We start from the raw sequence: 14759 nt of genomic DNA, 5'->3' as shown, positions 1-14759 counted from the left end.
GGGTTGCACCCGTTGGCCGGACAGGATTCAGAGAAGATGAATGCATCCGGATGGCAAACGGCCGCACCTCAAATTGGTTGTTTTGAGGCAGTTACGGCCACCGATTCCGCATGCCTGCAGTTGCTCGAACACTCCTTTGGAGTTTTAGGTCTCCACCATCCCACGTCCATCGCCATTGCGCGAACGCGGATGGGAGTCTTGTATCCATCACAGGAACGGCCTGTTCCAGGTCGTGTATTCGAGTTTCGTCGTCTCGCAGATTCCGTCCGCCTAGCGGTGAGCCAGACCTAAGTACGATTCAGGGTTTGGACACGCTATCTCTCGGCCTTGCCTGCCGCCCGTTACCAGCGGGCAGAAAGAGCAGAGCAACATGCCGAAGGAAATCTATATATCGAGCACGCCGCACGAGACGCGGCTTGCCATTGTCGAAAACGACGCGCTGACCGAGATCTATTACGAGCGCGAGAACGAGTACACCCTGGCCGGGTCGATCTATAACGGCCGGGTGACGCGCGTTCTGCCAGGTATGCAGTCCAGCTTCGTGGACATTGGCCTGGAGCGGGACGCGTTTCTTTACATCACCGATTTTATGGAAGAGGCCGGAGATTCGGCCGACTTCGAGGGTGAGGGCGGCCAGCGCGGCGGACAGCGCCGTGGCGGTCAGCAGCAGGGAAGCCGTGAGCCGGTAACGCTCGAAGGCGGACAGGCGCCGGAGCGCAGCAACGAACGCAGCGGCGAACGGAGCGGCGAACGAAGCCGTGACCGCAGTCGCGGACGCCGTGATCGCGGCAGCCGCCGTCCCGAGGGCGAGTCCGCTGCGCCGGAGTCGGTTGAGGCAGCTCCAGAAGAGAATTATGCTGCACCGGAGTCTTCGGCCGAGGGTGCGGAGCCGATGGGCGAGGGCGCACCTGGTGCGGACGGAAGCCGCCGCTGGCGTGGACGCCGCAGCCGCCGTCGCGGACGCGGACAGCGTGAGGAGTCGCGTCAGCAGGCGAACCCTGCAGAGCCGCAGGCAGAGGGCGGAGAAGAGTATCCGGCAGAGCCGTTCGAGAACTCTTTCGAGATCGATGGGACTGCCGAGGCTGAGGAGCTTTCGCAGGAGGCTGGCGCAGATGCTGGCGAAGCTCCCGTTGAAGACTTCCAGCGCGGATCGCGCCGTCCTAACTTCGATAACAACGCGCAGAGCGGACGTGAAGAGCGGGGGCGCGAGGATCGTGGACGCGGCCGCCGTGACCGTGGCCGCCGTGGACCGCGTGGCTTCGAGCCTCGTACGTCGAACTACGGCATTGAAGAGAGTGGGGCAGCAGCTCCGACGGCATATGACGCCGCTCCTGCCGGTGAGCCGATCATCCTCCCCGGTGAATCGCTCTCGAAGTACCGTGTTGGTGGTGAAGAGACGGAGGCAGCGAAGCCTGCTGCGGCAGCACAGGTGATTGCTGTGTCGGCTCCGGGGTATGAGATTCCTGCGGGCTGGGATGGCGGTTTGGTATTGCCCGGTGAGTCGCTCTCGCGGCGCCGCAATCGCGCAGAGGCTCCGGCTGCACCGGCAAGGCCTGCCCGCGTGGCCAAGACGGCGACCGTGGTAGAGGCGACGCCTGAGGTTGAGTCTGCGCAGCTCGTGGAGGCGGAGGTTCGCAGCGAGTCGGCGACGGTTCCCGCGGTTGAGCCCAAGGAGCCTGCCGAGTATGAGCCGAGCGAGGATGCTTCGGTGACGTATCGCGTCGATCCGGTCGCTCCGAGCGAGTTCCGCCAGAGCGCACCGCTGGAAGAGTCGCTGTCCGAAGAGGTATCGGAAGAGACGCTGGTTCAGGAGCACATTCCCGAGATCGAAGAGGAAGAGGTCGTTGCTCAGCATACGGAGCTTCCACATGCAGAGATTGAGCAGACTGAGATTGAGCAGACCGAGACGGCAAAGGAGTCGGCGCACGATGTGACGTCGATCCACGCCAGCGGCCTGATGGAGTCTGAGGCTCCGGTGATCGATACGGTTGAGGCCGAGGCCACGCAGCAGGCGTTTGAGCCGGGCGTGGGTGTTATCGAGGAAGAGGCGATCGACGACGAGGACTACGACACGACGATGCTGCACGCCTCGTCGGTTGAAGAGCTGGACGACCTGGACGAAGAAGAGACGCTCGAGGGCGCTGCCGATCTGGGCACGATGCTGCGCGAGATGTCGATCGACGAGATCACCAGTGCGGGTCTCGGCGAAGAAGAAGAAGACTTCGAAGAAGAGGACGCCATCGATGATGGCGCAGCAGAGGGCTATGCCGAAGAGGCGTACGCCGACGATGTCGAGGTCGAAGAGAGTGCAGAAGAGACGGAAGAGGGCGAGCCTGCTGTAGCCGATGGCGCAGCGACGGAGAGCGACCGTCAGCGTGAGCCGGAGCGTCGTCGTGGACGTCGCGATAATCGTCGTGGTGGACGCGACCGCAGCCGTCACAGCGGCGGCGATCGCGAGCGTGGCGGCGGACGCGGACGGACCTCGATGCAGGCGACCGATCTTCCGGCGATCAGCGAGCTGCTGAAGCCGGGCCAGGAGATCCTGGTGCAGATCGCCAAGGAGCCGATCGCGAAGAAGGGCGCGCGCATTACGTCGCACATCGCCCTGCCGGGACGCTTCCTGGTCTTCATGCCGACGGTCAATCACACGGGTGTGTCGCGCAAGATCGAGTCGGACGGTGAGCGTCGCAGGCTGAAGGAGATTCTGCTCAGCGAGAAGGGCGAGGCAGCGGGCGGCTTCATCGTGCGCACGGCTGCATCCGGTGCGAGCGAAGAGGAGCTGCGCAGCGATCTGCGCTTCCTGCTGAACCTGTGGGCCGATATCAAGCAGCGTTCGGAGGGGTCGAAGTCCCCGGCGCTGATCTATCACGATCTGAACCTCGTCGAGCGCATTCTGCGCGACCAGGTGACGGACAACTTCTCGGCAATCTGGGTCGACAGCGAGGACAACTACGAGCGGATTCTCCGCTTCCTGCAGCGCTTCCAGCCTTCGCTGATTCGTCGCGTGAAGCTGTACACCAAGGAGACGCCGCTGTTTGAGCAGTTCGGCATCACCGAGGAGATCAACAAGGCACTGCGTTCGAAGGTGTGGCTGAAGTCGGGTGGATCGATCGTGATCAACCAGACCGAGGCGCTGGTCGCGATCGATATCAACACGGGCAAGTACGTCGGCAAGACGGCTCGCCTGGAAGACACGATCGTGAAGACGAACCTCGACGCGATTCCGGAGATTGTGCGCCAGATCCGTCTGCGCGATCTGGGCGGCATCATCATCATCGACTTCATCGACATGGATGAGCGCAAGAACCGCAACAAGGTGATGGCGGCTCTGGAAGAGGAGTTGAAGACCGATCGTGCACCGTCGAAGATTCTTCAGTTCAACGACTTCGGTCTGGTGGCGATTACACGCAAGCGCGTGAAGCAGTCGCTGGAGCGTACGCTTTCGACGCCTTGCAACGTGTGCGCGGGAACGGGCATGGTCAAGTCGCCGGTGACGGTATGCAACGACATCTATATCGAGATGAGAAAGATGTCCAAGCACCTTGATCGCGGTGACGTCATGTTGCGAGTGCATCCGGATGTGGTCAAGCAGTTGAAGTCCACTACCAAGTGGCTGCAGGAGATGGAGGAGATGGTCGGCAAGACGATTTTGGTAAAGTCGGACCCGAGCCTGCACCCCGAGCAGTTCGACATCCACTAAACCCATCTGTAAAGATAGGACGGGCGCTTCGATATTGGAGCGCCCGTCTTTGCTTGTGCCCTGGTCACAAATCGAGGGATATGGGGTATCCAAATACTGTTTTGCCTCGTCTCACACAACAACGAGATAAATTTGGGGTTACTGACAGAAGGCAGGAACCACCAAGCCAACGGAGTCAATGGATGCACTTTTATAATAGGAGCTTCACTTCACTGACCTTATGCGCGGCTGCAACGTTGTTCTGCGCGGCAAGCCTTAGCCTTTCAGCACAGACAACGACAGCGGTTAAGCCGCTGGATCTCAAGGCGAGTCTGATGAGCCCCTTGGATCTGTCTCGTCCTGCGGACCTGAACTACAGCTCGAGCGTTGGAGCCGAGGAGACCGCAGAGGCGACGAACCTCAATCTTGGCAGCGAAGCGACGCAGCCGCCTCCGCGTCGTCGTTATGGGCGCACGAACTACAGCGACCGCTGGCACAATCCTGATGGGTCGAAGAGATATGTCTTCGAGGTAGGCGGCGGCTGGGACACACCTGCAGGCTCGACCGGCAAGGACCTGACGGTCAACTGGAAGCTGCAGGGCGGTGTCGGCTACAACTTCAACAAGAAGTTCGGCGTGATGGTGGAGTACAACTACGACAAGTTCAACGACTCCGGCTCGAACCTGCTGCGCCAGTACAACCGCTACAACGACCTGGGACTCGTGGACGATAACGGCAATCCGGTGAGTTTCGCTGGTCTGGATGGCAGCACTCATGTCTGGTCGCTTACGATCAACCCGATGTACACCTACTACCAGGGTGATTCATTCGGCGCCTACGTGATCGGCGGCGGCGGCTTCTACCGCAAGGTGTCCAACTTTACGCTGCCGCAGCAGGGCTACTACTGCGACTACTATGGCTACTGCTATAGCTTTACGTCCAACCAGGTCTTCGATCACTACTCGAACAATGCGGGCGGTCTGAACGCCGGTCTCGGCTTTACGTACAAGATGGGCCGCTTTTCATCGTCGCAGCTGTATGCCGAGGCGCGTTATGCCTGGGTGAACAATCAGCCCAGCTCGAACTCGGTGGGTGGCCTGTATCCGGAGAACAACAAGCGCACGGGATACTTCCCGGTAACGGTTGGATTCCGCTTCTAAATCACGGCTTCTAATGGTGCCACGGCAATTTCGTCATGGTAATGCAACAAAAGAGAAGGCCCGGCAAATCGCCGGGCCTTCTCTTTTGCTCTGAATGAGCTGGATGGAATGGGCTAAGAGAGCTGGAGGAGGTATGCTCCGGCGACGCCGATGATGATGCCCAGGCTGGAGAGCATCATGTGGAAGAGACCGCGCTGGCGCACCTCAGACATGTTGCGCCACATGACGATGAGCAGGGCCACGGCCAGCAGGATTGCGGTGATCCGCGGCCTGGCTTCGATACTGCCTGCGACGACGATGTAGCCGCCGATCAACGAGCAGACGAGCCAAAGGAGATCCTGCAGCAGCTTGTAGCCCGTGCTCAATTGGTTGTTCCTGACGGCGAAGGTCCGCAGGTAGGTGGGGATCACGAAGTTTGAAAATGCGATCAGCGAGACTACAACAATGTAGCCCATGAGAAAAGAGACAAGAATCAGTGCAGCTGAGAGCATGGGGAGTCGATCTCGCGCTCGGCAGAAGGCCCGGACGGTAGGTAACGACCGGACGAAATGTGGCGGCAGCAGCAGCTCTGGGGATTGAGAAGGGCAGCAGGTTACGGGCGCATAGCGGACTCGATCTCGGAAGCCTCGTGGGGCAAAGGAGACACAAGATCCTCTAGGTGACCGTCAGAATTGATATAGAAAACGTCTTCTATACGGATGCCGATGTGCTCTTCGGGGATGTACAGGCCCGGCTCGATGGTGAAGACCATTCCCTTGTCGAGTGGCTTGGAGTAATCCCATGGGTCGTGCACATTAATGCCGACCAGATGACCGATGCCATGGACCATGTACTGCCCCAGCGGTTGGCCGTGAAGGTCTTTTCCATGCTCGTTGATGTAATTGAAGGCGACCGTGTCGAGCGAATCAGGGCTCTTGTGCAGCGGGTCGTTGATCTTCGATTTGCCTGCGACGAAGGCGGCGGCGGCGGCGCGCTGGGCGCCGAGGACGATCTCGTAGATCTCGCGCTGACGCGGGGTGAAGTGCCCGTTGACGGGCATGGTGCGTGTGATATCGGAGGCGTACATGCTGTACTCGCCCGCCTCGTCGATGACGACGAGATCACCGGACTGCATGGTGCGGGAGTTCTCGCTGTAGTGCAGGGTGGTGGCGTTCGGCCCTGAGCCGACGATGGGAGCGTAGCTGGGACGCTCGCATCCCTCCTGCATCATCTTTGCGATCTCGACTCCTGCGACGGTGCGTTCACGGACACCGGGCCTGATGGCGCGCATGCCGGCACGCTGCGCGGCGATGGAGGCATTGGTTGCCTTGCGGATCAGTTCGATTTCGGCGGACGACTTGATGGCGCGTATGGGGACGATCAGTTGCGCAAGGTCGCCGGATGATTCAAGGCTGCCGACTCCGAGCGTGGCGCCGAGAAAGTTCAGCGTGGCGTCTGCCTGGGGCGACCCTTTCTCTGTCCACATGCCGCGAAGGCGCGCGCGGTCGGAGGAGACGAGCTTGTTGAGGACGGAGGGCAGCTCGGTCATGGGCAGCACTTCATCGAAGCCGGTCGTCGCGGCGGCGCCGGACGTAGCTGCGTCCATCTTGGGGCCGGTGTACTTCTCCATGCGTGGATTGCGCGTGGGCAGGAAGAGGATCTCGCGGTAGGCCTGCGCGGCGCGTCCTCCAAGACCGGTGCCGGGTGTCTCGGCGACCGCATCGACGGCGGGGATGACGAGGAGGGCAGCGCCGGGCTCATTCCAACCGGAGAGGTAGTAGAAGTCCTCGTCCTGGCGATAGGGCATGAAGTCGAGGACGGGTTCCTCTGCGGCGTAGAGAAGGGCGAAGCCGCCGTTGAGCTTGCCGGCAAGGGCCTCGCGGCGCTGGTGGTACTCGGCCTTGGGCACGGAGTCGAGAGCGAAGAGATTGCAGGCGATAAGAGCCAGTGCAGCTGCGAACCAACGATGAGCCTTCATCGCGTGGGACTCCTTGGAAGCTAGATGCCCATGGGGTAGGGCTTTTCGTGGAACTCCTGCCCGGCGGTGCCGAAGCGCTCGAAGCGTCCCTGCAGCAGGCTGAGGAGACCGGTGTACCAGTAGCCGAAGACGAACAGGATGAGGAACGGCACGGTGAAGAAGTTCTCCGTCGAGATGGCGTACCAGACGGTCGCGGCGAAGTAGCAGCCGATGGCCAGCTCGATCCAGGGAATGATGCCGAGGCGCTTGCGATACTTCTTGGCCTGGCTCTTCTCGCCCTTCTTGTTCACGCGGTACTTCGGTGTACGCGCGAAGGCCGACTGCACGCCGAAGAGGGCTTCCATCACGGCCTTGGTGTTGGTGATGGTGAGTCCGACGCCGAGCCCCATGAGGAAGGGCAGGTAGAGGAAGGTCCTGTACCACTTCTTCGGGAAGAGTTCTTTCTGCGAGACCAGGTAGAAGCTCGAGATGGACATGGTGCTGGCCATGAAGAGCGGCAGGTCGATCAGCAGCATCTGCAGCAGGCCCTGCCAGCTGCGGATGATCATGGCAGGCATCAGCAGCACGCTGAGAACGATCATCAGCGGGTAGCTGAGGTTGGCAGTGAGGTGATACCAGGCCTCGAGCTTGGTGTGCCAGGGCTGGTCGCTCTTCATGACGCGCGGCAGGATCTTCTTGCCGGTCTGGATGAGGCCCTTGGCCCAGCGTGCCTGCTGGGTCTTGAAGGCGGTCATCTCGATGGGAAGCTCGGCGGGGCACTCAACGTCCTGCAGATACTTGAAGCGCCAGCCGTTCATCTGGGCGCGGTAGCTGAGGTCGGTGTCTTCGGTGAGGGTATCGTGCTGCCAGCCGCCGGCGTTGCCGATGGTCTCGCGACGCCACATGCCGGCGGTGCCGTTGAAGTTGAAGAAGACCCCGGCGCGGGAGCGGCCGCCGTGCTCCAGCACGAAGTGTCCGTCGAGCAGAATGGCTTCGACCTGCGTGAGGAAGCTGTAGTCGCGATTGAGGTGTGTCCAGCGCGTCTGCACCATGCCGATCTCAGGCTCGGCGAAGTGATGGACGACCTGCATGACCCACTGCTGCGGGGGAACGAAGTCGGCGTCGAAGATGGCGACGAACTCGCCCCTGGCGATCTTGAGGCCGGCATCGAGCGCACCGGCCTTGTAGCCGTAGCGGTTGACGCGGTGGAGGTAGACGATGGGCTGCGGCTCCATGCCGGCGAAGCCGCGTGCGTAGCGTTCGACGATCTGCTGGGCGACGACGGTGGTCTCATCGGTGGAGTCGTCGAGCACCTGAATCTCAAAGCGGTCGCGAGGATAATCGAGGCGGCAGCAGGCGTCGATCAGGCGGTCGATGACGAACTGCTCGTTGAAGATGGGCAGCTGAATGGTAACGAAGGGCAGCTCGCCCTCGGGCCAGCGCGCGGGCGGGTTATCCCACGTGGCGGCATTCTTGCGGTTCTTGTAGTAGAGCCAGACCAGCTGGTAGCGATGCACGCCGTAAAAGGCGAGGATCACCATCACGACGAAATAGGGAATCAACAACCAGATATCGAAGCTGTTCCAGCGATAGAGCCCCTTGAACGTCTGGTCAAGATAGTGGGTCTTCCAGTAATGGCTGAGGCCGTGCGGCGCGAGGAAGATGGCTGTCAGGTCAGCCCCGGCTATCGAGATGGAAGAAAACAGAACGTGGACTCCGCGTATGCGTGAATGCAGATTATTCTACGTGATCGAGACATATGGATAATGTCGAATCAACCACTGGCTGCGCTTCCACGCCGTAAAAATGCTCGACCCTGCGTCGTACCAGCTCGGGCTCGTAGGCTGGGTTGAAGTTGGGGCCACGCTCCTGCAGAAGGTCATTCCATGGCAGGTCAGCCGTCTGCTTCTCCAGTTTGGCGACGTACTCCTCCGTGTTGCCGATCACTCTGGCCGGTACGCCTGCAACGATCGTCCCGGGGGGAACATCGCGGGTCACTACTGCTCCCGCCGCCACGATGGAGTTTGGCCCAACGGTCACATTCGGCATCACCGTGGCGTTATAGCCGATAAAACAGTTGTCCCGGATCTCGACCTTGCCTACAGCCTCCAGAATTTTGTTGTAGGCGATATTGAGTACGCCCACTTCGCCGCCGTGCCCGATGATCGTGCAGGTCGAAAATCCGACATTGTTGCCAATGCGAACGTATGCCGGATCGAGGAAGACCGTTGTCTTAAGGATGCTGCAGCCCTGTCCAACGGAGTGGAAGCCGCCGTGCAGTCGCAAGAAGTCAGCATATTCGGAGGACGATGGATTACAGATCATCCGATACAGGCCGACGAGCCTGTTATGCCGGAAGGCACAATGCCGCAGGAGCGGCCTCAAAAGTCTCAGCATGCTAGATAGATAGCATGGTCAAAATGCGACGGCCACAGATATCCGGCGGAAGTTACGCTCGTAATGCCCTGTAAATTCCGGATAACTGCTTAGTTCAGGAACATCGTCCGGTACAAAGTATCCCTTTGGACAGGCTTGAAGCCGGCGTCGCGGATGATGCGCCGCAGCTCTTCTTCCGTGGTGCAGTTCGACGTTCCAGCAGCCTTGACGACGTTTTCTTCCAGCATGACGGAGCCGACGTCGTTGCCGCCGAAGCGAAGGCCCATCTGCAGCACCTTGAGGCCCTGGGTGACCCAGGAGCTCTGTACGTTCTCGATGTTGTCGAGAACCATGCGGCTGATGGCGAGGGTCTTGAGGTACTCGACCGAGGTGGCCTCATCCCATCCGCGGCCACCGAGTGCAGTGTTGTTGGGCTGGAAGCTCCAGGGGATGAAGGCGGTGAATCCGCCGGTCTCTTCCTGGAGGCGACGGACGACCTCGAAGTGGTTGAGGCGCTGCTCGAAGGTTTCGCCCACACCGAACATCATGGTGGCGGTGGTGCGCATGCCGAGCTCATGAGCGGTGCGATGCACGCTGACCCAGTCCTCGGTCCTGCACTTCAGGCGGGCGATGCGGTGGCGCACGTCGTCGTCGAGGATCTCGGCGCCGCCGCCGGGGATCGACTGCAGACCGGCATCGCGCAGACGCATGATGGTGTCGCGCAGGGAGAGCTCGGAGTACTCGGCGATGGCGAGGATCTCGCTGGCCGAGAGGCAGTGCAGCCAGATGTTGGGGAAGCGCTCACGGATGCCGCGGAAGAGCTTTTCGAACCAGTCGATCTTCAGGTCAGGGTGCAGGCCGCCCTGCATCAGCACGCCGGTACCGCCCATGTCCTCGGTCTCGCGGATCTTCTCGTAGATCGTCTCGAAGTCGAGGATGTAGCCTTCGCTGGCCAGTTTGCCCTTGAGCGGGCGATAGAAGGCGCAGAAGGTGCAGTACTCGGTGCAGAAGTTGGTGTAGTTGATGTTGCGGTCGATGATGTAGGTGACCACGCCCTCGGGGTGCAGGCGGCGTCGAACCGCGTCGGCTTCCATGCCGATTCCGATGAGGTCGTCGCTGTTGAAACAATCGAGCGCTTGTTCGCGGCTGATTCCCATGAAATTTATTTTACGCCCGAGAAGCCCCGCGAATTGGCAAAACGCTGTTTCAGGCCTTAGTGCCCGCGGACGATCAGCACGAGGACCAGAATGACCAGGAGGACGAGCAGTCCGGCAGACACCTTCAGGTAGGTGTCGAGGCTGTCGAGCTTGTTGTCGATGGCCGCTAGCCGCTTGTCGTTCTGCTCGGCGAGGGTGCGGGTGATGCGCAGGTCGGTCGAGAGCTCGGAGATCTGGTTGCCATGGTCCTGCAGCTGGCGGTAGAGCGCGGCGTGAGCCCGGGTGACCTGGCCGAGATCGCCGCGAACGTCTTCGGCGATGGCGCTGAAGGCGGCTTCATTGGCGGTCTCGCTGGAGGCCTTCGCCGAAAGATAGCGGTCCGCGATGGGCACCAGGCGCGAGACGTGCGGCAACAACTCAAATAACTGCATCAGGACCTTGGGCCACATCGTTTAATACGCCTGCCTTTCGGGTCGCATCGATCGGATGGCGAGCGCGACGGCGCTGACCAGCAGAATCGCGGTGATGATTCCCTGCGACCATAGGCAGTAGATGCACCACTTCTCCAGAACGTATGCCTCGAGGTAGCTAAGAAATCCGGCGCACATGAAGCCGATGCCCGCGGCCTGGAAGGTCAGCCACCAGCGTCCGCTGAGCGCCAGCACGGCGATGAGGGCGTAGCCGATGAGGCCGATGGTGGCGACGGGGATGTGGTGGCCGCCCTTGGGGTCCTCGTCGAAGCTGCGCGGTGGGAAGACGGCGAAGCGGCTGTGATTAACCGTGCCGCAGTCGAACTTCTCGGTGACGGCGCAGGGCGGAGCCTGGGAGGGGTCCATGTAGTGAACGTGAAGGGCCATCCCCGAGACGACGATTCCTGCAAAGGCCAGCAATGCCACGAGATATTTCATCATTGTGATTCTACGACGTGACAGGGTGGGGACTGGTGAGCAGCGGGGCGGCGGGGACTGGCAGGAACTTCTCTTCGCCAACTGACGTACCAGCTAAGACACAGATGAACAACGCACGTGACCGCGGGACTGAGCTGCCCTGGGCTGGAAGAGCAATCGCGCTTCTGGCACTGATCAAATTTCTGATTCAAATGCTTGCGGCTGGCCGGTACGGCATCTTTCGCGATGAGCTGTACTACCTGGCGTGCGCGCAACATCTGCAGTGGGGATACGTCGACCACCCGCCGCTGATCGCTTTTGTGACGTGGTTCGCGACGCATGTCTTCGGATCGTCGCTCTATGGGCTTCGGCTGCTGCCTGCCCTTGCGGGGGCGGGACTTGTGGTGATCACGGCGGCGATCAGCAGAGAGCTGGGCGGCGGACGGTTTGCGCAGGGCATGGCGGCTGCGGCAGTGATTCCGGTGCCCGTGTACCTGATGATGCACCACTGGCTGACGATGAACGCGTTTGAGCCCCTGCTCTGGATGGGGCTGCTGTGGGCGGCGCTGCGCATGGTCAACCGCGACGAGCCGCGATACTGGCTTCTGATCGGAGCGCTGGCGGGCGTGGGGCTTGAGAATAAGTACTCAGTGCTGCTGCCTGTGGCGGGATTGTTGCTTGGGCTTCTTTGTTCCAGCCAGCGCCGTATGCTGCGCAGCCGCTGGTTGCTGCCTGGCGTTGGGATCGCGCTTTTGCTATTCCTTCCTAATTTTGTCTGGCTGGCGCAGCATCACTTTCCCTTCCTGGAGTTCGAGCGGAATTCGCGCTTGAGCGGATCGCGGATTGAGCGCGCTCCGCTGGCCTTTATCGCCGACCAGATGGTGCTGATGAATCCTCTGCTGGCGCCGCTCTGGCTTGGCGGATTGGTGTGGCTGCTGTTCTCGAAGCAGGCAAAGAATAGCCGCTGGCTTGCGTTCGCGTTTCTTACGGTCTTCTGCACGCTGATGCTGATGAAGTCGAAGAACTACTATGTGACGCCGATCTATCCGGTCCTCTTCGCGGCTGGTGCGGTTGCCTTCGAGCAGGTGACTGCGATGCGTGGCCGCTGGCTGCGATTCGGTTATGCTGCGAGCGTCTTTGCGGCGGGAGCGCTGCTGGCCCCGTTCTCCCTGCCGGTGTTGCCGGTGGAGCAGTTTATCGCTTACCAGAGGCATTTCGGTGATTTCACGCCGATTCGCCTGGAGAATCTGCATCCCGACCTTCTGCCGCAGCAGTTTGCCGATGAGTTCGGCTGGGAGGAGATGGTTCGCCGCACGGCACAGGTTTATCGCAGCCTGCCGGAGAGCGAGCGGGCGGATACGGCGATATTTGGGAACAACTATGGCGAGGCGGCGGCGATCGACTTCTTCGGGCCGCGCTATGGACTGCCGCCCGCGATCGGCAAGAACGAGAGCTACTGGCTATGGGGGCCGCGGGAGTATACGGGCAGCACGGTGATCGTCCTCGGAAGCGATGGCAGGGGAGACCGAGCGGTCTTTCGGTCGGTGCAGACGGCGGACACCGTGGGAGGCCCTTACGTGCGGAGTGAAGAGCGCTTCAACCTTTACCTGTGCCGCGATCCGAAGGTCAGCCTGTACGACTTGTGGCCCAGCCTCAAGGCGTGGTGAGGGAAGGCATCTGCTGGCAGCTCCCGCGAACACGTTGCATGGTTTCCCTACGTTTTTCTTGCCGTAACGCGGCGGGTCTAAAATGGTCGCGTGAATACGTCCCGTCGTGAATTCCTTACCCTTCTCGGGGCTGCGGGTGCTGCCGCGGCTGTTGCTCCTTCCTCGCTGTTTGCTGCTCCAAAGGTGGAACCGTTCTCCTTCGTGTTCATCACGGATGCGCATATTCAACCGGAGCTGAATGCGGCGATGGGCACGGACATGGCGATGAAGAAGGCGCGTACGTTCAAGGCCGACTTCGCCATCAACGGCGGCGACCATGTCTTCGACTCGCTGGGTGTTCCCAAGGCACGGGCGCTGCAGTTGTTCGATCTGTATGACAAGACCGAGCAGGATCTTGGGCTGAAGGTTCATCACACGATCGGAAACCACGATGTCTTCGGGATCTATCCGGTAAGCGGCGTTTCGCCGACCGATCCGCTCTATGGCAAGAAGATCTTCGAGGATCGCTTCGGCAAGCGCTTCTACACCTTCGATCACAAGGGTGTGCACTTTATCGTGCTGGACTCGATCGGCATCACCAGCGATCGGATGTACGAGGGCCGTATCGATGCCGAACAGATGGAGTGGCTGAAGGCTGACCTGGCCGCGCTGCCCAAGGGGACGCCGATTATCATCTCGGTGCATATCCCGCTGGTCTCGGCCTTTGCCTCCTACATTCCCATGCCCATGACGCCGGCGAAACACCAGTCGCTGACGGTTGGGAATGCGAACGAGGTGGTCGACCTGCTCGATGGGCATAACGTGCTTGGCGTACTGCAGGGGCATACGCACATCAACGAAAACGTGGAGTACAAGGGCATACCGTACATCACCAGCGGCGCGGTCTGCGGCAACTGGTGGAAGGGTGTCCGCATGGGCACGCCGGAGGGCTTCACGGTCGTGACGGTGGCCGGTGGAAAGATGACGACACACTACGAGACCTATGGCTTCAAAGCGGTAGGAGCATAACCAGCGTCAGAGATAACTTTTGAGCCGCCGCTTCATGAGCCGCACGGCGTCGCGATTTTTGTCGATCATGACGAAATTACGACCATGCTTTGCTGCCGCTTCCCCTGCGGTTCCACTGCCGGCGAAGAAGTCGAGTACGGTGTCGCCGGGGTTGGAGTGCACCTTCACCATGCGCTCGAGGACGCCCAGCGGCTTCTGCGTGGCGTAGCCGGTCTTCTCTTTGCCGGTGGGCGAGACGATGGTGTGCCACCAGACGTCGGTGGGTGTTTTGCCGCGCGCGGCCTTGGCTGCTCCGACGAGGCCGGGAGCCATGTAGGGGATGCGATCGCTGGCATCGAGGTTAAAGGTGTAGCGCTTGGGGTCTTTGGAGTACCAGAGAATATTGTCGTGCTTGGCTGGCCACTTCTGCTTGGAGCGAGCACCGTAGTCGTAGGCCCAGATGATCTCGTTCTGAAAGCTGGCGCGACCGAAGATCTCGTCGAGCATGCATCTTGCAGTAGTGCACTTCGCGGTAGTCGATGTGGAAGAGCAGCGAGCCGGTGGGCGAGAGGATGCGATAGGCCTCCTCCATGCGCGGGCGGAGGAAGCCGATGAAATCGTCGAAGACGTCGAGGTAGCCGGCGCCGGCTTTGGTGCCGGTAAGCCGCTCGGTGCGATAGCGATGACCGCCGAAGCCGACGCGGTCTCCGGCGGTGTCGCGGACGGTCCTGATCCGGGGGCGGCTCTGCGCCTTGCCGGTGTTGAAGGGGGGATCGATGTAGATCAGCTCGATCGACTCGCTTTCTATCGCCTTCAATCGCCGGAGGTTCTCGCCGAGAAGGACGCTCCCGCTCCCACCCTGGTTCATCTGGATCCTTTCCTTATCTCCTAACACTAACGCAGCCTTGGA

The 14759-nt window shown here is 60.9% G+C and carries 12 protein-coding genes and 1 pseudogene; 4 read left to right on the top strand and 9 right to left on the bottom strand.

All coding sequences use genetic code 11. From position 1 onward, the window contains the following. Positions 1–370: 370 nt before the first annotated feature. Both PW789_RS14905 and PW789_RS14900 read left to right on the top strand, forming a co-directional pair. A complete protein-coding gene (locus PW789_RS14905) occupies positions 371–3700 on the top strand; it encodes an Rne/Rng family ribonuclease (RefSeq protein ID WP_299377744.1) in 3330 nt (1109 codons plus the stop codon). A 314-nt stretch (positions 3701–4014) separates the two neighbouring features. Then, complete coding sequence (locus PW789_RS14900; RefSeq protein ID WP_299377743.1) at positions 4015–4839, top strand: outer membrane beta-barrel protein; 825 nt, start codon at positions 4015–4017, stop codon at positions 4837–4839. Between the two features lie 113 nt (positions 4840–4952). Here the strand turns inward: PW789_RS14900 and PW789_RS14895 are convergent, their stop codons facing one another. From PW789_RS14895 to PW789_RS14865, 7 genes are all read right to left on the bottom strand, one after another. Beyond that, complete coding sequence (locus PW789_RS14895) at positions 4953–5330, bottom strand: hypothetical protein (protein ID WP_299377741.1); 378 nt, start codon at positions 5328–5330, stop codon at positions 4953–4955. Positions 5331–5431: 101 nt separating this feature from the next. After that, complete coding sequence (locus tag PW789_RS14890) at positions 5432–6796, bottom strand: aminopeptidase P N-terminal domain-containing protein (protein ID WP_299377739.1); 1365 nt, start codon at positions 6794–6796, stop codon at positions 5432–5434. 20 nt (positions 6797–6816) lie between these two features. Then, complete coding sequence (locus PW789_RS14885; RefSeq protein ID WP_299377737.1) at positions 6817–8340, bottom strand: cellulose synthase family protein; 1524 nt, start codon at positions 8338–8340, stop codon at positions 6817–6819. Between the two features lie 172 nt (positions 8341–8512). Further along, entirely contained in the window at positions 8513–9061 is a 549-nt protein-coding gene (locus tag PW789_RS14880; protein WP_299377735.1) for a DapH/DapD/GlmU-related protein, read from the bottom strand. Between the two features lie 200 nt (positions 9062–9261). Next, entirely contained in the window at positions 9262–10308 is a 1047-nt protein-coding gene (gene mqnC, locus PW789_RS14875; protein ID WP_299377733.1) for a cyclic dehypoxanthinyl futalosine synthase, read from the bottom strand. Positions 10309–10364: 56 nt separating this feature from the next. Continuing rightward, entirely contained in the window at positions 10365–10757 is a 393-nt protein-coding gene (locus PW789_RS14870; RefSeq protein WP_299377731.1) for a hypothetical protein, read from the bottom strand. 3 nt (positions 10758–10760) lie between these two features. After that, the gene (locus PW789_RS14865) at positions 10761–11219 is read right to left on the bottom strand and encodes a vitamin K epoxide reductase family protein (RefSeq protein ID WP_299377729.1); all 459 of its coding nucleotides are present in this window, start codon (positions 11217–11219) and stop codon (positions 10761–10763) included. A gap of 101 nt (positions 11220–11320) precedes the next feature. Here PW789_RS14865 and PW789_RS14860 point away from each other — a divergent pair, with 101 nt between their 5' ends. Then, on the top strand, positions 11321–12862 hold the full coding sequence (locus tag PW789_RS14860; protein WP_299377727.1) for a glycosyltransferase family 39 protein: 1542 nt from the start codon (positions 11321–11323) through the stop codon (positions 12860–12862). Between the two features lie 90 nt (positions 12863–12952). Beyond that, positions 12953–13870 (top strand): metallophosphoesterase, encoded by a 918-nt coding sequence (locus PW789_RS14855; RefSeq protein WP_299377724.1) that lies wholly within the window; start codon positions 12953–12955, stop codon positions 13868–13870. Positions 13871–13876: 6 nt separating this feature from the next. On the opposite strand, the gene PW789_RS14850 is transcribed toward PW789_RS14855, so the two are convergent. Continuing rightward, entirely contained in the window at positions 13877–14356 is a 480-nt protein-coding gene (locus PW789_RS14850; RefSeq protein ID WP_299377722.1) for a site-specific DNA-methyltransferase, read from the bottom strand. A 79-nt stretch (positions 14357–14435) separates the two neighbouring features. Continuing rightward, positions 14436–14717, bottom strand: a pseudogene (locus tag PW789_RS14845) (site-specific DNA-methyltransferase); the annotation flags it as partial. Positions 14718–14759 lie beyond the last annotated feature (42 nt).

This window comes from Edaphobacter sp., from assembly GCF_028283685.1.
GTDB lineage: Bacteria > Acidobacteriota > Terriglobia > Terriglobales > Acidobacteriaceae > Edaphobacter.
Note: the sequence above shows the minus strand (reverse complement) of the source record. Positions and strands in the feature narration are given on the sequence as shown.

What these genes read in the sequence shown, in the direction of transcription:
- PW789_RS14890 (WP_299377739.1), bottom strand. Translation starts at nt 6,796, where the DNA reads ATGAAGGCTCATCGTTGGTTCGCAGCTGCACTGGCTCTTATCGCCTGC.
- PW789_RS14895 (WP_299377741.1), bottom strand. Translation starts at nt 5,330, where the DNA reads ATGCTCTCAGCTGCACTGATTCTTGTCTCTTTTCTCATGGGCTACATT.
- PW789_RS14900 (WP_299377743.1), top strand. Translation starts at nt 4,015, where the DNA reads ATGAGCCCCTTGGATCTGTCTCGTCCTGCGGACCTGAACTACAGCTCG.
- PW789_RS14860 (WP_299377727.1), top strand. Translation starts at nt 11,321, where the DNA reads ATGAACAACGCACGTGACCGCGGGACTGAGCTGCCCTGGGCTGGAAGA.
- PW789_RS14905 (WP_299377744.1), top strand. Translation starts at nt 371, where the DNA reads ATGCCGAAGGAAATCTATATATCGAGCACGCCGCACGAGACGCGGCTT.
- PW789_RS14850 (WP_299377722.1), bottom strand. Translation starts at nt 14,356, where the DNA reads ATGCTCGACGAGATCTTCGGTCGCGCCAGCTTTCAGAACGAGATCATC.
- PW789_RS14865 (WP_299377729.1), bottom strand. Translation starts at nt 11,219, where the DNA reads ATGATGAAATATCTCGTGGCATTGCTGGCCTTTGCAGGAATCGTCGTC.
- PW789_RS14870 (WP_299377731.1), bottom strand. Translation starts at nt 10,757, where the DNA reads ATGTGGCCCAAGGTCCTGATGCAGTTATTTGAGTTGTTGCCGCACGTC.
- mqnC (WP_299377733.1), bottom strand. Translation starts at nt 10,308, where the DNA reads ATGGGAATCAGCCGCGAACAAGCGCTCGATTGTTTCAACAGCGACGAC.